Genomic DNA, 21091 nt, shown 5'->3' with positions numbered 1-21091 from the left:
GAGTCGCCACTCGCGTCACTCGGCACTCGCCGGCAGTGAGCCCAGCGGTTGCCAGACGCCGCCGCTGACCAGGCCGATCTCCTGCTGGCCCTGGACTTCGCGGGTCTCCGCCACGTCTATCAGGCGATAATAGACATTGCGGTTGAGGCGAGCCGTCAATCCGAAACGGATCATGACTTCCGGCACCGGTTCGCCAGAAGGCGTCATCGTCACTTCCAGACGATGCTCCTCGCCGAGCGTTATCCTGTCACCGACATTGGTCGTCAACTGCCACTCATCGCCGAGCAACTCCGCATCGATAATCAGAAAGGCACAATCCTCGACTTGGATACGCACCTTCTCGACCGGCGTGACCAGGCAATAATCCCCATCCGGCTCACGGCGCAGCACGGTGGACAGCAGGCGAACCAGCCGCGGCCGGCCGATCGGCGTTCCCTCATGAATCCAGCGGCCATCCGCCGCGATCACCAGGTCCATGTCGCCGCAGTGGGGCGGATCCCAGCGATCGACCGGAGGAATGGCGCCATCGGGATCCACATGCGCCATCAACGGTTCCAATGACATCGCAATCTCCTGATACTGCCGGCAGAACGTTTCAGAATAGGCTAGCTCTTGCCAGCGCTTCACGCACTTCGGCAGGCGCCTCCGGCGCCGCCTCCTGAAACAGACGATAGAAATTGACGGTCGTCTGCATGGCGACCTCATCGACACTGATGCCGCGCTCGGCAGCGATGCACTCTGCAACTTCAACGACCCACTGAGGCTCGTTGGGCTTGCCGCGGTTGGGCACCGGCGCCAGATAAGGGCTGTCGGTTTCGATCAGCAGACGATCCAGAGGAAGACGTCGGGCCAGTTCACGGAGGGAATCCGCATTGCGGAAGGTAACGATTCCCGACAGTGATATATAGAAGCCATGGCGTACCGCCTCGCGCGCCATGTCGAGATCCTCGGTGAAACAATGCAGGACGCCGCCCACCTTGGGATCGGTATGCTCGCGAATCAGCGCCAGGGTCTCTTCCCTTGCATCGCGGGTATGGACAATGATGGGCAACTCCAGTTCACGCGCGGCAATCAGGTGACGCCTGAAGCGTTCATGCTGGACCTCGCGAGACACACTGTCATAGTGATAGTCCAGCCCGCTCTCGCCGATGGCCACGGCACCGAAGCGCTCGGCACACTCCGTGATCGTCTCGATATCGGGCTCTTCCGAGGTCTCGTGCAGCGGGTGGGTCCCCGCCGAAATCACCACATCCTGATGCCTCCGGGCGATCTCGGCGAGCCCCGGCACGTCGTCAAGGGTCACGGCGATGGCCAGAAACTGGCGAACCTCGCGGGCCCGCGCCGCGTCCAGCGCGCGGCTCAGATCGCCGCCATGGGCGGTAAGGTCGAGGCGGTCGAGATGACAATGAGAGTCGACGAACATGGTCTCACTTGATGGATAGCAATAAAGGACGAAAAGCGCCTTGGCGCCAGCGTAGTCGGAAGCCGCGGATACCGCCGACAGGGGTGACCAGGACAGTGACGACTAGAAGGTGTAAGTGGGCGTACCTTGGCCCAGCAAGCCGGCCAGACGGGTCTCGATGTGTTCGCGCATCGCGTGCCCCTTGTCATCGAAATGGACCCCGATGCCCGGCATGCGCCTCCCGCCCACACCGGGCGGCGATATCCAGACTACCGTACCGGACACCGGCATCCTCTCCGTCTCGTCAGGCAGCGTCAGCAACAGATGCACGATCTGCCCCGGCGTGTAGCGTTCCCGGGTCGGCACGAACATGCCTCCATGCTCCAACCAGGGCATGTAGGCCGAAAGCAGCGTCTGCTCATCGCGAATGGTCAGGGAGAGTGCCTTTTGTGCTGCCATCGAAGCCTCCTGAATACAGCCGGATTCACGGATCGCGATCATGAGCGGAGCAGCGCCGCCCAGCGAATCAGCCAGGCCTCCATGACCAGTTGAGGATTGGGATTGCCGCCCGCGGCGATCAGGCGTCGCTGCTCACGAGCATAATCCAGCAGGCGGAACCAGTCACGTACCCGGGCATTCTTGACCGCCTGTCGAAACAGCGGCAGCAGATCGGGATTGCGTATGCGCTCCGGATCGCCGGAAAGCCCAAGCCGAATCAGATCTTCCAGCCAGGCAATACCGTACCACAGAATACGATCGAGGGACTGCCGATCCAGACGGGCCGCTTCACCGACCGGCTCTGCACCGCGGACCAGTGCATCGAATAACTCATGCAGTTCCTGGCGCAGGCCGCGCGCTTCGGCACCGGCAAGTTCGTCGGCCAGTAGCGGCAAGCCCCCGGCCACACGCAGCCAGAAAACGGCCTCCTCGGTGCTTCCCAACCGCTCGCTCAGCCAGGCAACACTGGGATCATGGGCCGGAACGCCCAGGCTCCAATGCTGACAGCGCGAACGAATGGTGGGCAGCATACGTGACGGAATGTCGGCAAGCAGCACGAACAGGGTTTGGCGCCCGGGCTCCTCGAGACTCTTGAGCAGCGCATTGGCCGCGGCGACGTTCATGGCCTCGGCCGGCTGCAGCCGAATTACCCGGTAGCCGCCCTGCTGTGCCGTCTGCGCCACGAAGGCGTTGACTTCGCGGATGGGATCGACACGAATCTGCCGACCCTTCTCGGCAGGTGCCACCTCGAGCAGATCAGGATGGTAACCCGACGCCAGCATCCGGCACCCATGGCAGACGCCGCAGGCCGTGTCACCGGGAGAGCGGCATAATGTCCGCGCCACCAAGGCATCGGCCAGTTCATGCTTGCCGACGCCATGGGGCCCCGAAAGCAGCAGCGCATGGGGTAGGCGATCGTTGCTCTGCAGACGCACCAGCTGCTGCCATAACGCCTGCTGCCATGGTAATGGCGTTACACCCATGCGGCGACCCGGTCACTCAGGCAAGTGGCGATCTGGGCCTGCACGTCGGGTAGCGACTGTGCGGCATCGATCACCGCAAAGCGCTCCGGCGCTGCGTGCGCTCGCTCGAGGTACGCCTCCCGCACCGCCAGGAAGAAAGCGCCGCGCTCGCGCTCGAAACGATCACGCTGGCCTCCCTGCTCGGCAAGACGTGTGTCGATCCGACCACGCGACACCTCGACAGGCATATCCAGCAGCAGCGTCAGGTCGGGCTGCAAGCCCTTCTGAACCAGGGATTCCAGCGTAGCGATGTGCCGCATGTCGACGCCCCGACCGCCCCCCTGATAGGCGAAGGTGGCATCGGTAAAGCGGTCACATACGACCCAGGCGCCACGTGCCAGTGCGGGCAGAATCCGCGATGCCAGATGCTGGGCCCGTGCAGCGAACATCAGCAGCAGTTCGGCATCGCTCGACAGGGGCTCCTCCGGGTCCGGATCGAGCAACAGTTGGCGAATCGCTTCGGCACGGGGCGTGCCCCCGGGCTCGCGGGTACGCGCCGTCTCGATACCTTGTGCTTCGAGCCAGCGGCAGATGAAATCGGCATTCGTGGTCTTGCCGACGCCTTCTCCCCCTTCGAGAGTGATGAAGCGTCCCTTGGTCATGTCGTCTTGAGTTCCTGCATGTTCTGGCGTATCACCCGGTCGCCATTGACGATTGAACACGTCTCAGCGATTGAGAATGTAACGGCGCACCGCCGCATTATGCTGGCTGAGCGTGCTCGAAAAGTGATGCGTTCCATCTCCCCTGGCCACGAAATAGAGCGCATCGCCCGGCTGAGGATGAACGGCTGCCTCCAGAGCGGCCCGTCCCGGCATGGCAATCGGTGTCGGCGGCAGGCCGGAGATGAGGTATGTATTGTAAGGCGTGTCACGCTGCAGATCGGCACGGGTGATATTGCCCTTGTAGGCCTCTCCCATGCCATAGATGACGGTCGGGTCGGTCTGCAGGCGCATGCCACGCTGCAGCCGCCGCGTAAAGACACCGGCGATCTGGCGACGCTCTTCGGACGCTCCGGTCTCGCGCTCGATCAACGATGCCAGGATCAGCGCCTCGTAAGGCGTGTCGATCGGCAGGTCCTCATCCCGCTGCGCCCATACCTCATCGAGAGTATCGGCCATGCGCGCATAGGCCTGACGCAGCAGCTCGAGATCCGGCGTTCCTTTCTGGTAGCGATAGGTATCGGGGAAGAAACGTCCCTCGGGGTGCTCGTCGTCATGCCCCAGAGCGGCCATGATCTCTTCGTCGCTCATGTCGACGGTGCGATGATCCAGCTTGGGCGCCTCGGCCAGCACCCCGCGCATCTGGTCAAAGGTCCAGCCTTCGGGAACCGTCAACCGGTAGGTCACGACATTGTCGCTGGAGAGCAGCGCGATCAGCTCGCGGCCCGAAAGTCCCGGCTCGATACGAAACTCTCCGGCACGCAGGCCCGCAAGGCTCTCGGGTTCGATACGCGCCAGCACTCGATAGGGCCAGGTTTCCGCAATGATGCCCTGTTCGGACAAATCATCGATGACACGGTGAAACCCCGCACCGCGCGGCACCTCATAAAGGATCTCCGTCTCGGCGGCAATGGGGGCATCGAGCCGCGATTCCCAATAGCGGAAGGCCAGGAAGACGGCGGCAATGCCAACCACTCCAAGCAACAGCAGGATTTTTACCACTCGCATGGAGCGTCCTCGTTGATGGCTTCAGCCGGTAACTCGAAGTCACCGGGATACCCCAGCAGCGTGTGAGCATGCGCCTGAAGTCTTCGATGCGCAGCACCGAGCCGCCACCGACATAGACATCTCCCCGTGGCGCTGTCCAGACGTATCACTGGCCACGCCCCCTGCACCGAGTTGACGAGCCACAACGCTTCCACTTCGCCCAGCACCTCGGGACCGACGCGCACCGGGTCGACCGGCAGCCGTTGGCAGAGCGTCTCGAGCAAGGTTCCCTTGACCCCGCAACCGGCAAGATCCGGCGTTTCCAGACGCCCCTTGCGCATCCACAGCAGATTCATCGACACGGCTTCGATCAGATGCCCCTCGCTGTCACACAAGAGACCTTCCGCCACCCCGGAATCATCCCACTCCTGCCGGGCCAGAACGTTCTCGAGCCGGTTAAGATGCTTGATGCCCGCCAGACGCGGCTGTATTCCCAGACGCAGCTGACAATGGCGTACCCTGACGCCATGATACCAACGTGATTCGGCAGGTGCGAAAGGCATGGCCTGCCAGCGCAGACGAGGCACTGGCGACTCGGGCGGCAGATACCCCCGCCCACCACTGCCACGCGTCACGATCAGCTTGAGCACCTGCAGCCCGCTTCCTGCCTGGGCCGGCAGGGCGTCGAGCCACTCCCGCTCAGGCAATGGCAGACCCAGACGCCGGCAACCGCGGAATAGACGCGCAAGATGCGCCTCCCAGAGCTGTGGCCGGCCATCTCGGACGAGGACGGTTTCAAAAAGCCCGTCCCCATAGGCCAGTCCGCGGTCATCGAAAGGCAGCGGCTCGGCACGCATCAGGATCAGACCCGGGCGAAGATCAGCGAGCCGTTGGTACCACCGAAACCGAAGGAATTCGACAGGGCATACTCGATCGACATTTGCCGCGCGGTATGCGGAACGTAATCGAGATTGCAGCCCTCCTGGGGATTGTCGAGATTGATGGTCGGCGGTGCGACCTGGTCCCGAATGGCCAGGATGCTGAAGATCGCCTCGACCGCTCCGGCGGCACCCAGCAGGTGTCCGATCATTGACTTGGTCGAGCTCACCGCTACCGACTTGGCGGCATCGCCCAGCACATGCTCCACGGCCCGGCTCTCGGCCAGGTCGCCTGCCGGTGTCGAGGTGCCATGGGCATTGATGTAATCGATCTTGTCGGGTGTGATGCCGGCATCGCGGATCGCATTGGCCATGGCCAGCGCCGCGCCACGACCGTCCTCCGGTGGCGCCGTCATGTGATAGGCATCATCACTCATGCCGAAACCGATCACCTCGGCATAGATCTGCGCCCCACGCCGCTTGGCATGTTCGTACTCCTCGAGCACCAGCACGCCGGCGCCGTCGGATAGTACGAAGCCATCGCGATCGCGGTCCCAGGGGCGGCTCGCTGCCTGAGGATCGTCGTTGCGCGTCGACAAGGCGCGCGCCGAACTGAAACCGCCCAGTCCCAGTGGTGTGGTCGCCATCTCGGCCCCGCCGCAGAGCATCACGTCAGCATCACCATACGCGATGGTGCGTGCACTGTAGCCGATATTATGAGTCCCGGTGGTACAGGCCGTCGTGATGGCGATGTTGGGACCCCGAAAGCCGTGCTGAATGGCCAGATTGCCGGAAATCATGTTGATGATCGACCCCGGCACGAAGAAGGGGGAGATACGCCTCGCTCCCCCCTTGTTCAGCGCATTGTGGTTATGCTCGATCATCGGCAGGCCGCCAATTCCCGAACCGATGGCCACACCGATGCGATCGGCATTTTCCTCGGTGCACTCCAACCCGGCATCGGCCATCGCCTGCCCTCCCGCCGCGATACCGTACTGGATAAACAGATCCATCTTGCGGGCATCTTTGGGGTTGAGGTAGGGGCTGATGTCGAAATCCTTGATCGAGCCTCCGAAACGCGTATTGAAACCGCTGGCATCGAAGTGCTCGATCGGTGCAATGCCACTCTTGCCCGCCAGGATACTGTCCCAGCTCTCCTTGACGGTGTTGCCGACCGGCGTTACCAGACCGACCCCGGTCACCACGACCCTTCTGCGAGGCATTAGCTCTCCTCCAAACTAGCGAGTTGGCACGGCATGGCCGTGTTTGCGCGCATTATACCCGAACACCGTGCCCGATGGAGCCAGTCGATGGTCACTGAAAAACGAAAGCCGCTCTCTAAGGAGCGGCTTTCGTTGAGCATCGTCGTTACGAACCGGCGCCGGTAGTCGCCGTCTCGCAGGACTTACTGATGAGCGACGATATAGTCGATCGCCTCCTGTACGGTGGTGATCTTCTCGGCTTCTTCATCGGGAATTTCAGTATCGAATTCCTCTTCGAGCGCCATCACCAGCTCGACGGTATCCAGAGAATCCGCGCCGAGATCTTCGGTGAAAGACGACGTGTTCTGGATGTCCTCTTCCTTGACGTTCAGGCGCTCGGCCACAACCTTCTTCACGCGCTCTTCGATGGTGCTCATTGTTTCGTTACTCCTAGTGGTACGAATCCGCTAGCTCAGGAAAGCTGCGGCTAGTTTATAGACCGCCCTCAGACGACGCAACAGCGCCAGCGGGACGTCAGCGCATATTCATGCCGCCATTGACCTGCAACACTTCCCCGGTGATATAACCGGCAACATCACTGGTCAGAAACCCTACAGCCGCGGCAATTTCCTCGGGCTTGCCGAGACGAGACAGAGGAATCTGAGTCAGCAACGACTCCTGCTGCGCCTCGGCCAGACCTTCGGTCATGTCGGTGGCAATGAATCCCGGCGCCACCGCATTGACGGTGATGGAACGCGACGCAACCTCGCGGGCCAACGCGCGGGTAAACCCTTCCATCCCCGCCTTGGCGGCAGCATAGTTGGTCTGCCCGAGATTGCCCATGGCAGCGACCACGGAACTGATGCTGACAATACGCCCGAAACGGGCCTTGGTCATGCCTCGCACGCAAGCCTTGGTCACACGATAGACAGACTTGAGATTGGTATCGAGCACCGCATCCCATTCGTCTTCCTTCATCCGCATCAGCAGATTGTCTCGCGTGATTCCGGCATTGTTGACCAGAATCGTCGGGGCTCCGAATTCGTCACTGATCGCCTTGATCAGAGCATCCACACTGTCCTGGTCAGTCACGTCGAGGACACGCCCTGCCCCCTCGATGCCTTCAGCCCTCAGGGCCTGGTCGATTTGCTCGGCTCCCCCGGCGCTCGTCGCCGTGCCGATCACGATCCGCCCCTGCCGGCCAAGCTCATAGGCAATGGCACGACCAATACCACGGCTTGCTCCTGTCACCAGGGCAACTCTGCGTTCGCTCGTCATCTTGTTTCCTGCATCCTTACGAATTCGACTCACTGACAGCGTCACGCGCCAGTTCGAGCGCGGCGGCAAGACTGTCAGGATCATTCACGGCCAGCCCCTTGGCCTGACGTTGAATACGCTTGTTCAGTCCCGTCAACACCTTTCCGGGCCCGCATTCGATAAATACGCTAGCCCCTTGTCCAACCATCGCATTGACACACTCCGTCCAGCGAACCGGCTGATAAAGCTGCTCGATGAGGCGTGTGCGCAGCGTATCGACATCGGCATGGGCACAGGCATCGACATTCTGGACCACAGTATAGCGTGGCACCTTGAGTTCGATATCGGCCATGGCCTCCTCCAAGCGCTCGGCAGCTGGCCTCATCAGCGCACAGTGCGAAGGCACCGATACCGGCAACGGCAGAGCACGCTTGGCGCCCGCCTCCTGACACAGCCCGATGGCCCGCTCGACCGCGGCCTTGCTGCCGGCGATCACTACCTGCCCCGGTGCATTGTAGTTGACCGCAGCCACCACCTCGCCTGAAGTATTGCCCTGGGGTAGCGCCTCGCGGCACGCCTTTTCCACCACGTCGTCATCCAGGCCGAGTATAGCGGCCATGGCGCCCTGCCCCATGGGCACCGCGTCCTGCATCGCTTCACCGCGCAGCCTCACCAGCTTGACGCCCTCGGCGAAGCCGACGGCACCGGCACATACCATGGCGCTGTACTCGCCCAGACTGTGTCCCGCCATTGCAGCAGGCCGAGGCCCCTCGAGCTCCTGCCAGACACGCCAGATCGCCACGCTCGACGCGAGCAGTGCCGGCTGCGTGCAGGCCGTGGCATTAAGAGCCTCCTCCGGCCCCTCCTGCACGACATGCCAGAGATCATAACCCAGGGCTTCGGAGGCCTCGTCGAAGGTCGTGCGCACTACGCTGTAGCGCTCGGCCAGCTCCCGCAGCATACCAAGGTGCTGGGAGCCCTGCCCTGGAAAGACAAGGGCCAGGGATTGAGTCATCGCTGTTACCTTTGAGGATGGGATTCGTCGGATCTCAAACGGGCCGAAAACCCGCTATCCTCTCGACCCGCCTCATCCGAAGCGGAAGCCGAGAGGATAGAGGGCTGCGCACTTCTGTCCTCACCCAACTCCTGAGCCAGGTAGCGCGGCAGTGCCATCTGAACTTCACGCACCGCCCGGGAAATCGCCCAGGCAAAACCTTGCTCATCGGCTCCCCCATGGCTCTTCACCACGATTCCCGATAGCCCCAGCAGACTTGCGCCATTATAGCGCACTGGATCGAGCTGGCCTTTGAGCCTGTACAGCGCCGGGCGAGCCAGAAAGCTGACCAGCCGAGTCGTCCAGTGCGCCTCGAAGGTCTCTTGCAAGCGCTTCATCAACATCCGCGCCAACCCCTCGCTGGACTTGAGGACGATATTGCCAACGAAGCCGTCACAGACCACCACATCCACTTCTCCGGAAAAGATGGCGTCACCTTCGACGAAACCCACATAATTGAGGCCACTCGTCTGACGCAGGAGCACATCGGCTTCACGCACACGCGCCGCTCCCTTGTTGGCCTCGACCCCCACGTTGAGCAGTGCCACACGCGGCTTCTCGAGCCCATCCACCACTCGAGCCATGACGGCCCCCAGCCGGGCGAAATCTTGCAGATGCCGCGCCTGAACATCGACGTTCGCCCCAAGATCCAGCATATAGCAACGCCCACCATCCTGGGTCGGGATCGCCGTACTAATGGCCGGGCGATCGATACCCATGACGGTACCCAGCATGCGACGCGCCAACGCCATCATGGCCCCGGTATTGCCGGCACTGACGCAGGCATCCGCGCAGGCATCACGCACGGCGGCCAGCATCAGGTAAAGACTCGATTGTTCAGCTCCCCGCAAGGCGTTCGAAGGCCGCATCTCCTGGGAAATGACATGTGGCGCATCGAGAATCGTCAAGCGGGAGCGCAAGCCAAGCAAACGACGGGGCAAGGCATCGACTTCAGCCTCGAGAACGGCGCGCGGCCCAAACAGCAAAGCTTCGAGATCGGGATGCCGATCCAAAGCATGAAAGGTGCCTGCAACAGCAGTGCGGGGACCCAAGTCCCCGCCCATCGCATCAATGGCAATTCGCACGGTCAAGTGCGGACGTCGTCGCCTTAGGCGTCGACGACCTTGCGGCCACGATAGAAACCGTCAGGAGAGACGTGGTGGCGCAGGTGGGTCGTACCGGTTTCCTTGTCCTGAGACAGGGCCGGAGCGGACAGCGCATCATGACTGCGGCGCATGCCGCGCTTGGAACGGGTCTTACGGTTCTGTTGAACGGCCATGGGAATTCACTCCAGAGTAATCAACAAAGATTCAGGTTTTGCCTTTCAGCGTGCGCAGCACACTGAAGGGGTTTTCAGGACGCTCGTCCGAGAAATCGGGATCAGCACTCGCCAGCTGATCCTGAGAGACGGCGCATTCTGCCTCGTCGTGGTAAACCACCTGCGGCACGCTGAGGATGAGCTCATCCTCAACCACCGGCAGGAGATTCAACTGCTCGCTTTCCACCAATACCGGCTCGTAATCCCCCGGCAACTCAGCCGCCAGGGCATCACTGGACACCATCCCCAACAGGAAGCGGCTCTCCAGGGTCACCGGTATCGGCTCCAGGCAACGGCGACAGGGAACCTGCACCTTTGCCGTCAGCTCGCCCTCAATGAAGCGCCGGCCATGAGCATCGATACCGAAGTCCATGCGCACTTCGCAGTCACCTTCCTGCTCGCCGATTTCCTCACTGAGACGCGACATCCGCTCAAGGGACATGAGCCCTTCGAGCTGCTCGTGGTTGGCGGCGAGCTTGTAGGGCTCGACCAGATTAGGGAATCGTGTGGTTAACATAGGCGCGCAATAATAGGGATTCCCCCCGTTCCTGTCAAAAGACTTACGGAGGTTGGCCTACGGATCTCTCCGCTATGGATCTCTCCGGTAGAGCCTCGAGGGAGACAAGCAATAGTGTAGGCTTTGACTGGAATGCCGGCGAGCCGCGGCATCCGCTCATGGCGAAAGGCAGTTAAACGAAGGGCGTTCAGCGTGTCTACGCTTCCCGCGCCCTTCTTTTACCCCAAGTTTTTACTCCAAGGGCATGTTGCATATCACAACGTCCCCTTCGACAGCCCCCTCAAGGAGACCTCATGTCACGCCTGGTACTCGCATCCGGCTCACGCTGGCGCCGGCAACTGCTCGACCGACTCGAGCTTCCCTACACCTGGGCAAGCCCCGACATCGATGAGACGGCACATGCAGACGAACTGCCCGAGACATTGGTTCAACGCTTGGCGCTGGCCAAGGCAAGAAGGCTCTCTGCCGCTCACCCGGCGCATTTGATCATCGGCTCCGATCAAGTCGCCGTCTTTGAAGGCAGCATCCTGGGCAAGCCGGGCAGCGAAGCGGCGGCACGCGCCCAGCTGGCCCGCTTCTCGGGAAAACGGGTCCGCTTCGTCACCGGACTGGCGTTACTCGATACCAGGCGTGACTGGCAGAAGGTCTGCCACGAAACCTACGAGGTCGTGTTTCGCCCGCTTGGCGAAATGGAAATCGAGCACTATGTCGCCAGGGAACAGCCTCTCGATAGTGCCGGCAGCTTCCGCATGGAGGGACTGGGCATCACCCTGTTCGAGCGCCTCGAGGGGGACGATCCCAATACACTGATTGGCTTGCCGCTTATCCGCTTGTGCCAACTGCTGCGAGAGGCCGGAATGGACCCGCTGACACACCATTGCGACGACAGGCCATGAAGGGAAGAAAGACTGCGGATCGCCGGCGAAGCGACCCGCAGCCCAGCGCGAACGCGCTCAGGGCAGCTGATAGCGTATGGGAGAGGATACCGCCGGCATGCCCAGCCATTCGGCGCTGACGCGTCCGAACTGGCGGGACAGCCGCTCGAAGGGATCAAGTCCCGGCGTGTAGTCGCGCAGGCGCACCTCGCCCACCAGCTGCCTGGAAACGTCGTCAACGCTTTTCAGGCCGTCGATCAGCCCCAGCGTCACGGACTGCTCGCCGGTCCACACCAACCCCGAAAACAGCTGCGGGTCCTCCTTCAGGCGCTCGCCGCGTCCCGCCTTGACCGCATCGATGAACTGCTGATGCGTCGTGTCCAGCACTTGTTGCCAATAGCGGCGCTGCTCAGGGCTGATCGATGAAAAGGGGTCCAGAAAGGCCTTGTTTTCCCCGGCGGTAAAGACACGCCGCTCGACTCCCAGCTTGCCGATCGCCTCCTGCAGCCCGAATCCCGAGTAGATCACCCCGATCGAACCGACCAGGCTGGAAGGGGCAGCATAGATTTCATCGGCCGCCGCCGCGATATAGTAGGCCCCGCTGGCGCCGATATCCTCGATCACCGCAATGATCGGTTTCTCCCCTGTCGACTCCAGGCGCCGAATCTCGTCATAGATGCGCTGAGACTGGACCGGGCTGCCACCGGGGCTATTGATATGCAGCACCACCGCGCGGGTCGTCGGGCTCTCCCAGGCCTTGCGTATCCCCTCGATCACCCTTTCGGCGCTGGCAGCCCCCTCGGCATCGATCACGCCACGCACCTCGACCACGCCGAGGTGCTCCTCGGCCGGTGCCGTGTCGAGATTACCGAGAAAAAGGCTATAGAGCGTCATCGTCAACGAAGCCAGAATCAGCAGCGCAAACAGGAAACGGAAGAACAGCTTCCAGCGTCGACTGCGGCGTTGCTCGGTGAGTACGCCACCGATCCAGCGATCCATCATCTGAAGCTGGGCAAGCCGCTGCTTTTCACGCAACGTTTCGGCATCGTCATCGGCCGCGCTTGCCGACGCGTCCTCCCCGACCCTGCGACGCCGCGCCTCTTCCCGACTCAACTCGGGCCCCTGGGTCCAGTCATCATGCTTGTCGTCGCTCATCGGTATCGCTCAATCTCGGTTCATTGGGAAGCGCGGGACGGTGCCGATCATTCATGCAGCCAATCCACAAGCGCAGGAAACTCATCGACGATCAGGACCGGCGTCGAGAGCGTGAGCCGCTCGACAGCATGCACGCCGTATGTCACGGCGACACGATCCATGCCCAAGGCGCGCGCCATTTCCATGTCGTACTCGCTGTCACCCACCATCAGCGCCTCACTGGCATCGACGCCGGTCTCGGCCAGCAACTCTTCCAGCATGCGTGGATGCGGCTTGGAAAGGGTCTCGTCGGCGGTACGGCTGGCATGAAACCAGGCACGGCAATTGGCCGTATCGAAGACGCGATCCAGCCCGCGCCGGCTCTTGCCGGTCGCCACCGCCAGCTGCACCTGCGGATGACGGCGCAGCCTTTCGATTCCCGCTTCGACGCCGGCAAAGAAACGCATCGGCTCCTGATCGGCCGCCACGAAATGATGCGAGTAACGCTCACGCATGGCGGCAGCCTGCGCATCCGATATCGTCGGACACAATTTCATGATGGCTTCGGGCAGCCCCAGCCCGATGATGTCCCTGACCTGTTCGTGCGCCAGAGGCTTCCAGCCCACATCACGTGCCGCCGCCTGCATGCAGGCCACGATTCGCGCTTCGGAATCCATCAAAGTGCCATCCCAATCGAATATCACCAGCCGGTAACGCACGCTTGCTCCTTGTTCCTTGACATGCCATAGCCGCCGCCAGCGGTCCTGGCTGGGGTTTCGCGCCGCGACTCAGCGCTGTTCGCGGGCCCGCACCAAAACCGTTTCCAGCGTCTCACCAAGCGGCGCCTTGATGTGTACCGGCCTTCCACTACGAGGCTCGGGAAACGTCAGCGATGCGGCATGCAGAAACAATCGCTCCAGCCCAAGACGCTGGGCCAGACGCGCCCCCTCCCGGCTGCCGTACTTGTCATCTCCCAGCAATGGACAGCCGGCATGAGCAGCATGCACACGAATCTGGTGCGTTCGCCCGGTAATCGGCTCTGCCTCTATCAGGGTGGCGTTGGGAAGGGCTTCACGAACTGCAAAACGGGTGCGCGACACCTTGCCGTCGGGGTCGACCCGGACTCTGCGCTCACCATTTCCGGCCTCGAAACGGTCCAGGCGCGCACTGACGAACTCCCGCTTGGCAGGCCAGCGCCCTTGCACCAGGGCCAGATACTGTTTGTCCATCTGGCGATTCTTCAACGCGGTATTCAGTGTCAGCAGCGCCTCGCGGGATTTGGCCAGCAGCAGACAACCCGAGGTATCGCGATCGAGGCGATGCACCAGCTCCAGAAAATCGAGATCCTCGCGCACCTGCCGCAACGCTTCGATCAGGCCGATCTTGACCCCGCTGCCGCCGTGCACGGCCAGCCCCGACGGCTTATTGATGACCAGCCAGTCCGGCCCCTCCACCAGCACGCTGCCGGCGAGCAGATTGCGCAGGTTGTCGCTGACCTCGCGCACGGCGGCTTCCGGCGCCAGACGCAGCGGAGGCACACGGACAAGGTCCCCCGCCATCAGGCGATAATCCACCTTGACACGCTTCTTGTTGACCCGCACTTCGCCCTTGCGGACGATGCGATAGATCAGCGCCTTCGGCGCCCCCTTGAGACGGGTACGCAGGAAGTTGTCGATACGTTGCCCGACCTGCCCCTCATCAACTTCGATCCATTGAACGTCGCGGCCTTCGGCCATGCACGCCCTCTCCTTACTCAGCCACCGAGGATGAACGGTCCAGGACCGCAATTCAGCCGCCATTCTATCGTACTCGCGCCGCCTTGACGCCAATTGCTGGCCAAAGGCTTTACTGTTATATTCCGGACTCGCTCAAATGGACATTACCTGTCCGTTGGTAGCGCCTGCACGACAGACACGCGGGCCCGAGCGACGAACAACACGATCACGACAACGCTGCCATGCGGCAGCCGCGTCAGATGTAGTGATCGAGGTGATCGAAAAATCAGTACTATCACGCCCGGAATCGGGGAGAACGCCTCACCCTCACCTGCCAGCAGTTGGTCGTGGGGCGTTCAACCGCCACGGGGAAAGTCAACACCGTGCCGGAGGCCGGCGTCGCCGAACCGACGCAGCCAGGTGTCTGGCGGAAGACCGCAGGACCGGACGGGACACGACATTGCACCCGCCGAGACACGTCCTGCCGCCGCCGCGTACTCAACATGATCATGCCGCGTCAGGGAATTGCACGGCCGAAAAGCTGAACTTTTGCCATGTAGGGCCCTACCCCAGTCAGGTATCAGACGCCTCCACGACATGCACTGAGCACAACACGACAGCAAGCGGTTCGTCGTCGCCGATACTCGAGTCGCCGCCTTACCGGCACGACCATTCAGCGAGACAACATGAAACGGATGCTCATCAACGCGACCCAGCCTGAAGAGCTGCGCGTCGCTCTGGTCGATGGTCAACGCCTTTACGATCTGGACATCGAATCCGGTGCCCGGGAACAGAAGAAAGCCAATATCTACCGCGGACGCATCACCCGCGTCGAACCCAGCCTCGAAGCCGCGTTCGTGGACTTTGGTGCCGATCGGCACGGTTTCCTGCCGCTTAAGGAAATATCCCGCGAATACTTCATCAAGGATGTCTCGGGCCGCCCCAGTATCAAGGAAGTCCTGAAGGAAGGCCAGGAAGTCATCGTCCAGGTCGACAAGGAAGAGCGCGGCAACAAAGGCGCCGCCCTGACCACTTTCGTCAGTCTGGCCGGTCGCTTCCTGGTGCTGATGCCCAACAACCCGCGTGCCGGCGGTATTTCACGACGCATCGAGGGCGATGATCGCACTCAGCTCAAGGACGCCATGGGTCAGCTGACCCTGCCGGACCGGATGGGCGTTATCGTGCGTACTGCCGGTATCGGCCGCAGCGCCGAGGAACTGCAGTGGGACCTCGACTACCTGGTGCAGGTCTGGGAAGCCATCACCGAAGAGGCCGTCAAGCGCCCCGCCCCCTTCCTGATCTATCGCGAATCCAACGTCATCATTCGCGCCATGCGCGACTATCTGCGCCAGGATATCGGCGAAGTGCTGATCGACAGTTCGGAAGTGCACGAGGAAGCGCTGGCCTTCATCCGCCAGGTCATGCCGTCCTACCAGCAGAAGATCAAGCTGTATACCGATGACGTGCCGCTGTTCTCACGCTTTCAGATCGAGTCCCAGATCGAAACGGCCTATCAGCGTGAGGTCAAGCTGCCTTCCGGCGGCTCGATCGTCATCGACCACACCGAAGCCCTGGTTTCCATCGACATCAACTCGGCGCGGGCCACCCGTGGCGGCGATATCGAGGAAACCGCGCTACAGACCAACCTGGAAGCGGCCGACGAGATTGCTCGTCAGTTGCGTCTTCGCGATATCGGCGGCCTGGTGGTGATCGACTTCATCGACATGACGCCGGCCAAGAACCAGCGCGATGTCGAGAACCGCGTGCGCGATGCCCTCAAGCTCGATCGCGCCCGGGTCCAGATCGGACGCATCTCACGCTTCGGCCTGATGGAAATGTCCCGTCAGCGCCTGCGGCCTTCGCTCGGCGAGACCAGTGGCGTAGTCTGCCCACGCTGTGACGGTCAGGGCACCATCCGCGACGTACGCTCCATGTCACTGTCCATCATGCGCCTGATCGAGGAAGAGGCGATGAAGGAGCGTAGCGCGCAGATCCGGGCGATCCTGCCGGTCCCCGTGGCCACTTATCTGCTCAACGAGAAGCGCAGCGTGCTGGCCGAGATCGAACGTCGCCAGGGCGTGCAGGTAGTGCTCTTGCCCAGCCCCGAGATGGACACGCCCCACTATGACGTCCAGCGTCTGCGTGACGACCACGTCGAGGAGGAGGAAGGCATCAAGTCGAGCTTCGAACTGCCGACCGATACCGAAGTGGGCAAGGAGCCGGACCCGAATTTTGAAAAGCCGATCCTGCGTACGGAAGCTGCGGTCAAGTCCGTGGCACATACCGCCCCGGCTCCGGACTCGTTGCGTCAGGACGAGATTCCCGCCGCTCCGGCAGTTCAGACTTCGCCTTCTCAAGAAAACTCCGGCTTCCTGTCGCGGGTTTTCAAGGGCCTGAACAAGTTGCTGGGTGGCGATGAGGCATCCGCCCCTGCCTCGAAGCCGGCCGATAGCGCTGCCAACCGTAACGCCCCGCGCGAACAACGTAACGCCCCGCGCGAACAGAGCAGCGCTCAACGCCCGGCCCCGACACGCCCCTCGCAAAATGGCGGCGAGAAGACAGGCGCAACGGAAGAGCGGGAGGAACGCAACACCAATCGAAGCGATGCGAATGGTGGGCGTGGCAATCGTCGGCGTCGCAATGAGAGCCGCGACGAAAACCGTCCGGCCCGCAATGCTCGTCAAGACAATGCTCGTCAAGACAATGCACGCCAGGACAGCTCCCGTCAGGACAGCTCCCGTCAGGAAAGCTCTCGTCAGGAAAGCTCCCGTCAGGACAGCAACTCCCCCGAAGGGCGCGAGGATAACCGGCCGTCGCGGAACGACAAGCCTAACGGACGGAACAAGCCCCGCGACGCCAAGCCCCGTGACGAAGAGCCGAAAACCAGCCAGGAGACCGCCACTTCCTCGGCCAAGTCCGACAAGAGCGCCGCTGATACCAAGCCCAAGCGCACACGCAACAATCCTCGCAAGCGCACCCGGCAGCAGGCACTGAACCCGCAAGCCGTGGCCGAGCAGGAAAAGCTGCTGGCCCAGGCGAATAGCCAGGAGGACGCTCAGGAAGCGCCGACCGCAACCGAAGCGACGACACCGGAGGTCTCGAAGTCACCGACCTCGAAGCCGGACGATGCCAAGGATGATACGGCCCAGCCTCAGCGGGACAAGGCCGCAGGTAGAGCGGCAACCAAAGGGAAATCCTCTTCCAAGCCGAAGACGCCCAGAGTGGAAGCGCCTGAAGCAGAAGTCCCCGAAGCGGATCTCGAAGCCGACGTGGCGGAGTTGAAAGCCTCCAGAGCCAAGCCAGCCAAGCCGAAGGAAGATGAAGCCAAGGCGGACGAAGCCAGGGCGGATGAAACCAAAGCCGAGCAGAAACTGCTGGCAGGACCGAGGGCCGAGGCTACCCAGCCAGAACGCAAGGCGCCCGAAGTAGACAAGGCCGAGGCGCCGGTTGCCTCCGAGCTGCCCAAGGCGGAGTCCACTCAGCCCGAGCAGGAGCCTGAGGAGGCCCCCAAGGCAGACAGCAAGGCCGAGGCGCCGGTTGCCTCCGAGTTGCCCAAGGCAGAGTCCACTCGGCCCAAGCCGGAAACCGCCCAGCCCGAGCAGGAGCCTGAAGAAGCTCCCAAGGCAGACAGCAAGGCCGAGGCGCCGGTTGCCTCCGAGCTGCCCAAGGCGGAGTCCACTCGGCCCAAGCCGGAAACCGCCCAGCCCGAGCAGGAGCCTGGCGAAGCCCCCAAGGCAGATAACAAGGCCGAGGCGCCGGTTGCCTCCGAGCTGCCCAAGCCGGAAACCGCCCAGCCCGAGCAGGAGCCTGAAGAAGCTCCCAAGGCAGACAGCAAGGCCGAGGAAGCGGCTGCCACTGAGCAGAATGAGACTGAGAAGGCTGCCGAGGAGACAGCCACGACGCCAGAATCGCGCCGTCGTCGCCGGGCGCATAACGACCCGCGCGAAATCCGTCGACGTCAGCAGTCCGGCGAAGACAACAGCTAGCGGTACCCGTTCCGGGCGGCGGCGACCCTCCGTCCGGTTTCGGTGAAACAAAAAGCCCGGCAATCTTGCCGGGCTTTTTTCTGTGGCTATCAGGCGATGAGTCCTGGACTATGTTTCCACGACACACTGTGGCTCACGCTCCAACCGGACGCCGAAGCGCCCGGCGACGGCCGCCACGATACGCTCTGCCAAGGCAAGAAGCTCCTCGACCCGGCCCTGGCCGTGATGCACCAGCACCAGCGCCTGGCGATCGTGCACACCGAAACAACCGTCACGCAGCCCCTTGAAACCGCATTGGTCGATCAGCCAAGCGGCGGCCAGTTTGACCTGCCCATCCGCCTGCGGAAAATGCGGCATGGCAGGATATCGAGCCAAGAGCGCTTCGGCCTGTTCCGCTGTCACCAGCGGATTCTTGAAGAAGCTGCCGACATTCCCCAGCCTTCGAGGATCGGGCAGTTTTTCCTGCCTGACATCGCACACGGCCTGGGCCACCTGCAGTGGCGTCGGATGACTCGGAACACGCTCATGCAATGCGCCATATTCAAGCTGTGGCCGGGGCGTCGTGGACATTCGCAGAACCAACCGGGTAATCACCACTCGATTGGCGAGTGCATGCTTGAAAACGCTATCGCGGTAGCCGAAGGCACACTCCTCCATCGTCAGGACCCTCTCGCGCCCATCGTCTCGATGTACGAAATGAACCGCTTCCAGGACATCCGACAACTCCACGCCATAAGCGCCGATATTCTGAATGGGAGCCGCCCCGACATGTCCCGGAATCAGCGCCAGGTTCTCGACGCCCCACAAGTCGCGCTCGGCCAGAGCCATGACCAGCGCATGCCAGGAGACGCCGGCATCGGCATGCACAAGGACATTTCCCTCCCTGGCAGGCTCGATTCGCCATTCGGCAAACGCCGGCTGCAGCACCAACCCCTTCAGCCGAGGCGGAAGTAGCATGTTACTGCCACCGCCCAGTACGGTCACCGGCCAGTCCGACTCCTTGGCCAGGCGCAGCGCCTGACGCACTTCTCCAGGGCTGTGGGCGGCAATGAAGTGGTCCGCCTTGCAGGTCAGGCCCAGCGTGTTGGCCTGCGACAGATCGGCTTCAACGACCTGCATACCGGCCCTCTGCCAGTTTTTCGCGTAGCTCATCGAGCAAGCCATCTGCCGCTTCCTCGATCAGGTCCAGCACCAGGTCGAACCCCGCCTCACCGCCGTAATAAGGGTCCGGCACGCCCCTGTCCCGATAACCGGCGAAGTCGAGAAACAGGCCGACATGCGCCTGGCAACCGGCAGGACACTGGGAGCGGATATAGGCCAGGTTATCGGTATCCATCGCCAACACGTAATCGAAGTGGCGGAAGTCCTCCGCGCTCAACTGACGTGCCCGCAGTGCATTGATGTCGACTTCCCGCCGGGCCGCGGCCGCCACGGCACGCGCATCGGGGGGCTTACCGACATGCCAGTTTCCCGTGCCACAAGAGTCGATCTCGACGCGATCCGCCAGGCCAGCCTTCTCCAGACGCTTGCGCAGCACCCCTTCCGCCGTCGGTGAACGGCATATGTTGCCCATGCAAACAAAAAGCACGCGTATCATCGAAATCTCTCCGGAACATTCTGAGTCACATCTCAGATCGCCTGCTCATTCAACAGCTGGCGTACACGTTGCAGATCCTCGGGAGTATCGACACCCGCCGGATGAGGTGTCGACGCAACCGCTACTTGAATATGATGTCCGTGATGCAGGGCGCGCAGTTGCTCGAGCTGCTCGAGCTGCTCGAGTGGCGATGGCATCCAGTCGACATATTCGGCAAGGAAACCGGCACGGTAGGCGTAAAGCCCGATGTGACGCAGCCAGCCATCCGTCTCGAGCAGCTCGGGACGCGAGACGAAATGTTCGCGATCCCAGGGAATCGGAGCCCGTGAAAAATACAGTGCGCGCCCCCGCATGTCCCTGACCACCTTGACCACGTTGGCGTTGAACAGACTATCGACCTGCGTGATGGGCTCGGCCAGCGTCGCGATCGAGGCTTCGTCATCCTCGACGAGCCCCTGCGCGACCTGATCCATCAGCACCGGGGGCAGCAGGGGCTCGTCTCCCTGCACGTTGACCACGATGGTCTCGGGAGACAGCTTCAGGACGGCAGCGACTTCAGCCAGCCGATCCGTCCCCGAGGGATGGTCGCCGCGCGTCATGACGACCTCGGCCCCAAACGGTTGCAGTGCCGCCTCGATACGCGTGTCGTCGGTCGCCACCACTACACGGCTCGCAGCGCTGGCGCAGGCCCGCTCCCAGACATGAGCCACCATCGGCCTTCCGGCGATCTCGAGCAGCGGTTTGCCGGGCAGACGACTGGACGCATAGCGTGCCGGGATGACGATAACGTAATCGGACATGATCAGGCGCCCAGTTTCTCGTCGACGCTCATGACGCGCGCCTCGCTTTCGAGCATCACCGGAATGTCGTCCTGAATGGGATAGGCCAAGCCATCATAGAGGCACTTCAACTCGCCGCGCTCACGGTCATACTTGAGCTTGCCCTGACAGCGGGGGCAGACCAGCATTGCCAGCAGTTCCTTGTCCATCG

At 62.3% G+C, this 21091-nt stretch carries 23 protein-coding genes; 2 read left to right on the top strand and 21 right to left on the bottom strand.

What is annotated here, in order from left to right; all coding sequences use genetic code 11:
- Positions 1 to 15 precede the first annotated feature (15 nt).
- The 14 genes from ACYQ12_RS08655 to ACYQ12_RS08590 form a co-directional block, all read right to left on the bottom strand.
- Entirely contained in the window at positions 16 to 564 is a 549-nt protein-coding gene (locus ACYQ12_RS08655) for a DUF1285 domain-containing protein (protein ID WP_459870269.1), read from the bottom strand.
- A 31-nt stretch (positions 565 to 595) separates the two neighbouring features.
- Positions 596 to 1423: a TatD family hydrolase gene (locus ACYQ12_RS08650; RefSeq protein WP_459870266.1), complete on the bottom strand. Its 828-nt coding sequence runs from the start codon at positions 1421 to 1423 to the stop codon at positions 596 to 598.
- Positions 1424 to 1525: 102 nt separating this feature from the next.
- Positions 1526 to 1861: a PilZ domain-containing protein gene (locus ACYQ12_RS08645; protein WP_459870264.1), complete on the bottom strand. Its 336-nt coding sequence runs from the start codon at positions 1859 to 1861 to the stop codon at positions 1526 to 1528.
- Positions 1862 to 1899: 38 nt separating this feature from the next.
- On the bottom strand, positions 1900 to 2883 hold the full coding sequence (locus tag ACYQ12_RS08640; RefSeq protein ID WP_459870262.1) for a DNA polymerase III subunit delta': 984 nt from the start codon (positions 2881 to 2883) through the stop codon (positions 1900 to 1902).
- Positions 2874 to 3524, bottom strand: a complete 651-nt coding sequence (gene tmk, locus ACYQ12_RS08635) for a dTMP kinase (RefSeq protein ID WP_459870259.1) — start codon at positions 3522 to 3524, stop codon at positions 2874 to 2876. Before tmk ends, ACYQ12_RS08640 begins: the two co-directional genes overlap by 10 nt.
- Before the next feature lie 63 nt (positions 3525 to 3587).
- Positions 3588 to 4589: an endolytic transglycosylase MltG gene (gene mltG / locus ACYQ12_RS08630; protein WP_459870256.1), complete on the bottom strand. Its 1002-nt coding sequence runs from the start codon at positions 4587 to 4589 to the stop codon at positions 3588 to 3590.
- Positions 4577 to 5425 carry an aminodeoxychorismate lyase gene (gene pabC / locus ACYQ12_RS08625; protein ID WP_459870254.1) on the bottom strand — a complete coding sequence of 283 codons (849 nt, stop codon included), beginning with the start codon at positions 5423 to 5425 and terminating at the stop codon, positions 4577 to 4579. The genes mltG and pabC overlap by 13 nt, the downstream gene beginning before the upstream one ends.
- 5 nt (positions 5426 to 5430) lie before the next feature.
- Positions 5431 to 6669, bottom strand: coding sequence for a beta-ketoacyl-ACP synthase II (gene fabF, locus ACYQ12_RS08620; protein ID WP_459870251.1), 1239 nt, complete (start codon positions 6667 to 6669; stop codon positions 5431 to 5433).
- 182 nt (positions 6670 to 6851) lie between these two features.
- Positions 6852 to 7085, bottom strand: coding sequence for an acyl carrier protein (gene acpP, locus ACYQ12_RS08615; RefSeq protein WP_110600108.1), 234 nt, complete (start codon positions 7083 to 7085; stop codon positions 6852 to 6854).
- A 97-nt stretch (positions 7086 to 7182) separates the two neighbouring features.
- Positions 7183 to 7926, bottom strand: coding sequence for a 3-oxoacyl-ACP reductase FabG (gene fabG / locus ACYQ12_RS08610; RefSeq protein ID WP_459870247.1), 744 nt, complete (start codon positions 7924 to 7926; stop codon positions 7183 to 7185).
- A 16-nt stretch (positions 7927 to 7942) separates the two neighbouring features.
- A complete protein-coding gene (gene fabD / locus ACYQ12_RS08605) occupies positions 7943 to 8920 on the bottom strand; it encodes an ACP S-malonyltransferase (RefSeq protein WP_459870238.1) in 978 nt (325 codons plus the stop codon).
- Between the two features lie 5 nt (positions 8921 to 8925).
- Entirely contained in the window at positions 8926 to 10044 is a 1119-nt protein-coding gene (plsX, locus tag ACYQ12_RS08600; RefSeq protein ID WP_459874485.1) for a phosphate acyltransferase PlsX, read from the bottom strand.
- Positions 10045 to 10067: 23 nt separating this feature from the next.
- Positions 10068 to 10238, bottom strand: coding sequence for a 50S ribosomal protein L32 (gene rpmF, locus ACYQ12_RS08595; protein ID WP_023005526.1), 171 nt, complete (start codon positions 10236 to 10238; stop codon positions 10068 to 10070).
- 31 nt (positions 10239 to 10269) lie between these two features.
- Positions 10270 to 10794 (bottom strand): YceD family protein, encoded by a 525-nt coding sequence (locus ACYQ12_RS08590; RefSeq protein WP_459870234.1) that lies wholly within the window; start codon positions 10792 to 10794, stop codon positions 10270 to 10272.
- Between the two features lie 293 nt (positions 10795 to 11087).
- Between ACYQ12_RS08590 and ACYQ12_RS08585 the strand changes: the two genes are divergently transcribed.
- A complete protein-coding gene (locus tag ACYQ12_RS08585) occupies positions 11088 to 11690 on the top strand; it encodes a Maf family protein (RefSeq protein WP_459870232.1) in 603 nt (200 codons plus the stop codon).
- Between the two features lie 57 nt (positions 11691 to 11747).
- On the opposite strand, the gene sppA is transcribed toward ACYQ12_RS08585, so the two are convergent.
- From sppA to ACYQ12_RS08570, 3 genes are all read right to left on the bottom strand, one after another.
- Positions 11748 to 12824, bottom strand: a complete 1077-nt coding sequence (gene sppA, locus ACYQ12_RS08580; protein WP_459870230.1) for a signal peptide peptidase SppA — start codon at positions 12822 to 12824, stop codon at positions 11748 to 11750.
- Between the two features lie 47 nt (positions 12825 to 12871).
- Positions 12872 to 13522, bottom strand: coding sequence for an HAD-IA family hydrolase (locus ACYQ12_RS08575; protein WP_459870227.1), 651 nt, complete (start codon positions 13520 to 13522; stop codon positions 12872 to 12874).
- A 69-nt stretch (positions 13523 to 13591) separates the two neighbouring features.
- Positions 13592 to 14539 (bottom strand): RluA family pseudouridine synthase, encoded by a 948-nt coding sequence (locus ACYQ12_RS08570; RefSeq protein WP_459870225.1) that lies wholly within the window; start codon positions 14537 to 14539, stop codon positions 13592 to 13594.
- A 665-nt stretch (positions 14540 to 15204) separates the two neighbouring features.
- On the opposite strand from ACYQ12_RS08570, the gene rne reads away from it, so the two are divergent.
- On the top strand, positions 15205 to 18504 hold the full coding sequence (rne, locus tag ACYQ12_RS08565; protein ID WP_459870223.1) for a ribonuclease E: 3300 nt from the start codon (positions 15205 to 15207) through the stop codon (positions 18502 to 18504).
- A 108-nt stretch (positions 18505 to 18612) separates the two neighbouring features.
- Here the strand turns inward: rne and murB are convergent, their stop codons facing one another.
- The 4 genes from murB to ACYQ12_RS08545 are packed head-to-tail and all read right to left on the bottom strand — an operon-like array spanning position 18613 to position 21089.
- Positions 18613 to 19623, bottom strand: coding sequence for a UDP-N-acetylmuramate dehydrogenase (gene murB, locus ACYQ12_RS08560; RefSeq protein ID WP_459870221.1), 1011 nt, complete (start codon positions 19621 to 19623; stop codon positions 18613 to 18615).
- Positions 19610 to 20101, bottom strand: a complete 492-nt coding sequence (locus tag ACYQ12_RS08555; RefSeq protein WP_459870219.1) for a low molecular weight protein-tyrosine-phosphatase — start codon at positions 20099 to 20101, stop codon at positions 19610 to 19612. The genes murB and ACYQ12_RS08555 overlap by 14 nt, the downstream gene beginning before the upstream one ends.
- A gap of 32 nt (positions 20102 to 20133) precedes the next feature.
- Positions 20134 to 20901 carry a 3-deoxy-manno-octulosonate cytidylyltransferase gene (gene kdsB / locus ACYQ12_RS08550; protein WP_459870216.1) on the bottom strand — a complete coding sequence of 256 codons (768 nt, stop codon included), beginning with the start codon at positions 20899 to 20901 and terminating at the stop codon, positions 20134 to 20136.
- Between the two features lie 2 nt (positions 20902 to 20903).
- Positions 20904 to 21089 (bottom strand): Trm112 family protein, encoded by a 186-nt coding sequence (locus ACYQ12_RS08545; protein WP_459870214.1) that lies wholly within the window; start codon positions 21087 to 21089, stop codon positions 20904 to 20906.
- Positions 21090 to 21091: the final 2 nt, after the last annotated feature.

The sequence above is a fragment of the Halomonas shantousis genome (genome assembly GCF_054654615.1).
This window is presented reverse-complemented; position numbering and strand designations above follow the sequence as displayed.

Excerpts from the sequence above, each read along its gene's own strand:
- ACYQ12_RS08555 (WP_459870219.1), bottom strand. The coding sequence starts at position 20,101 with ATGATACGCGTGCTTTTTGTTTGCATGGGCAACATATGCCGTTCACCG.
- pabC (WP_459870254.1), bottom strand. The coding sequence starts at position 5,425 with ATGCGTGCCGAGCCGCTGCCTTTCGATGACCGCGGACTGGCCTATGGG.
- kdsB (WP_459870216.1), bottom strand. The coding sequence starts at position 20,901 with ATGTCCGATTACGTTATCGTCATCCCGGCACGCTATGCGTCCAGTCGT.
- acpP (WP_110600108.1), bottom strand. The coding sequence starts at position 7,085 with ATGAGCACCATCGAAGAGCGCGTGAAGAAGGTTGTGGCCGAGCGCCTG.
- murB (WP_459870221.1), bottom strand. The coding sequence starts at position 19,623 with ATGCAGGTCGTTGAAGCCGATCTGTCGCAGGCCAACACGCTGGGCCTG.
- mltG (WP_459870256.1), bottom strand. The coding sequence starts at position 4,589 with ATGCGAGTGGTAAAAATCCTGCTGTTGCTTGGAGTGGTTGGCATTGCC.
- rpmF (WP_023005526.1), bottom strand. The coding sequence starts at position 10,238 with ATGGCCGTTCAACAGAACCGTAAGACCCGTTCCAAGCGCGGCATGCGC.
- ACYQ12_RS08650 (WP_459870266.1), bottom strand. The coding sequence starts at position 1,423 with ATGTTCGTCGACTCTCATTGTCATCTCGACCGCCTCGACCTTACCGCC.
- rne (WP_459870223.1), top strand. The coding sequence starts at position 15,205 with ATGAAACGGATGCTCATCAACGCGACCCAGCCTGAAGAGCTGCGCGTC.
- ACYQ12_RS08590 (WP_459870234.1), bottom strand. The coding sequence starts at position 10,794 with ATGTTAACCACACGATTCCCTAATCTGGTCGAGCCCTACAAGCTCGCC.
- fabG (WP_459870247.1), bottom strand. The coding sequence starts at position 7,926 with ATGACGAGCGAACGCAGAGTTGCCCTGGTGACAGGAGCAAGCCGTGGT.
- fabF (WP_459870251.1), bottom strand. The coding sequence starts at position 6,669 with ATGCCTCGCAGAAGGGTCGTGGTGACCGGGGTCGGTCTGGTAACGCCG.
- sppA (WP_459870230.1), bottom strand. The coding sequence starts at position 12,824 with ATGAGCGACGACAAGCATGATGACTGGACCCAGGGGCCCGAGTTGAGT.
- tmk (WP_459870259.1), bottom strand. The coding sequence starts at position 3,524 with ATGACCAAGGGACGCTTCATCACTCTCGAAGGGGGAGAAGGCGTCGGC.
- ACYQ12_RS08655 (WP_459870269.1), bottom strand. The coding sequence starts at position 564 with ATGTCATTGGAACCGTTGATGGCGCATGTGGATCCCGATGGCGCCATT.
- ACYQ12_RS08585 (WP_459870232.1), top strand. The coding sequence starts at position 11,088 with ATGTCACGCCTGGTACTCGCATCCGGCTCACGCTGGCGCCGGCAACTG.
- fabD (WP_459870238.1), bottom strand. The coding sequence starts at position 8,920 with ATGACTCAATCCCTGGCCCTTGTCTTTCCAGGGCAGGGCTCCCAGCAC.
- ACYQ12_RS08645 (WP_459870264.1), bottom strand. The coding sequence starts at position 1,861 with ATGGCAGCACAAAAGGCACTCTCCCTGACCATTCGCGATGAGCAGACG.
- ACYQ12_RS08545 (WP_459870214.1), bottom strand. The coding sequence starts at position 21,089 with ATGGACAAGGAACTGCTGGCAATGCTGGTCTGCCCCCGCTGTCAGGGC.
- ACYQ12_RS08570 (WP_459870225.1), bottom strand. The coding sequence starts at position 14,539 with ATGGCCGAAGGCCGCGACGTTCAATGGATCGAAGTTGATGAGGGGCAG.
- ACYQ12_RS08640 (WP_459870262.1), bottom strand. The coding sequence starts at position 2,883 with ATGGGTGTAACGCCATTACCATGGCAGCAGGCGTTATGGCAGCAGCTG.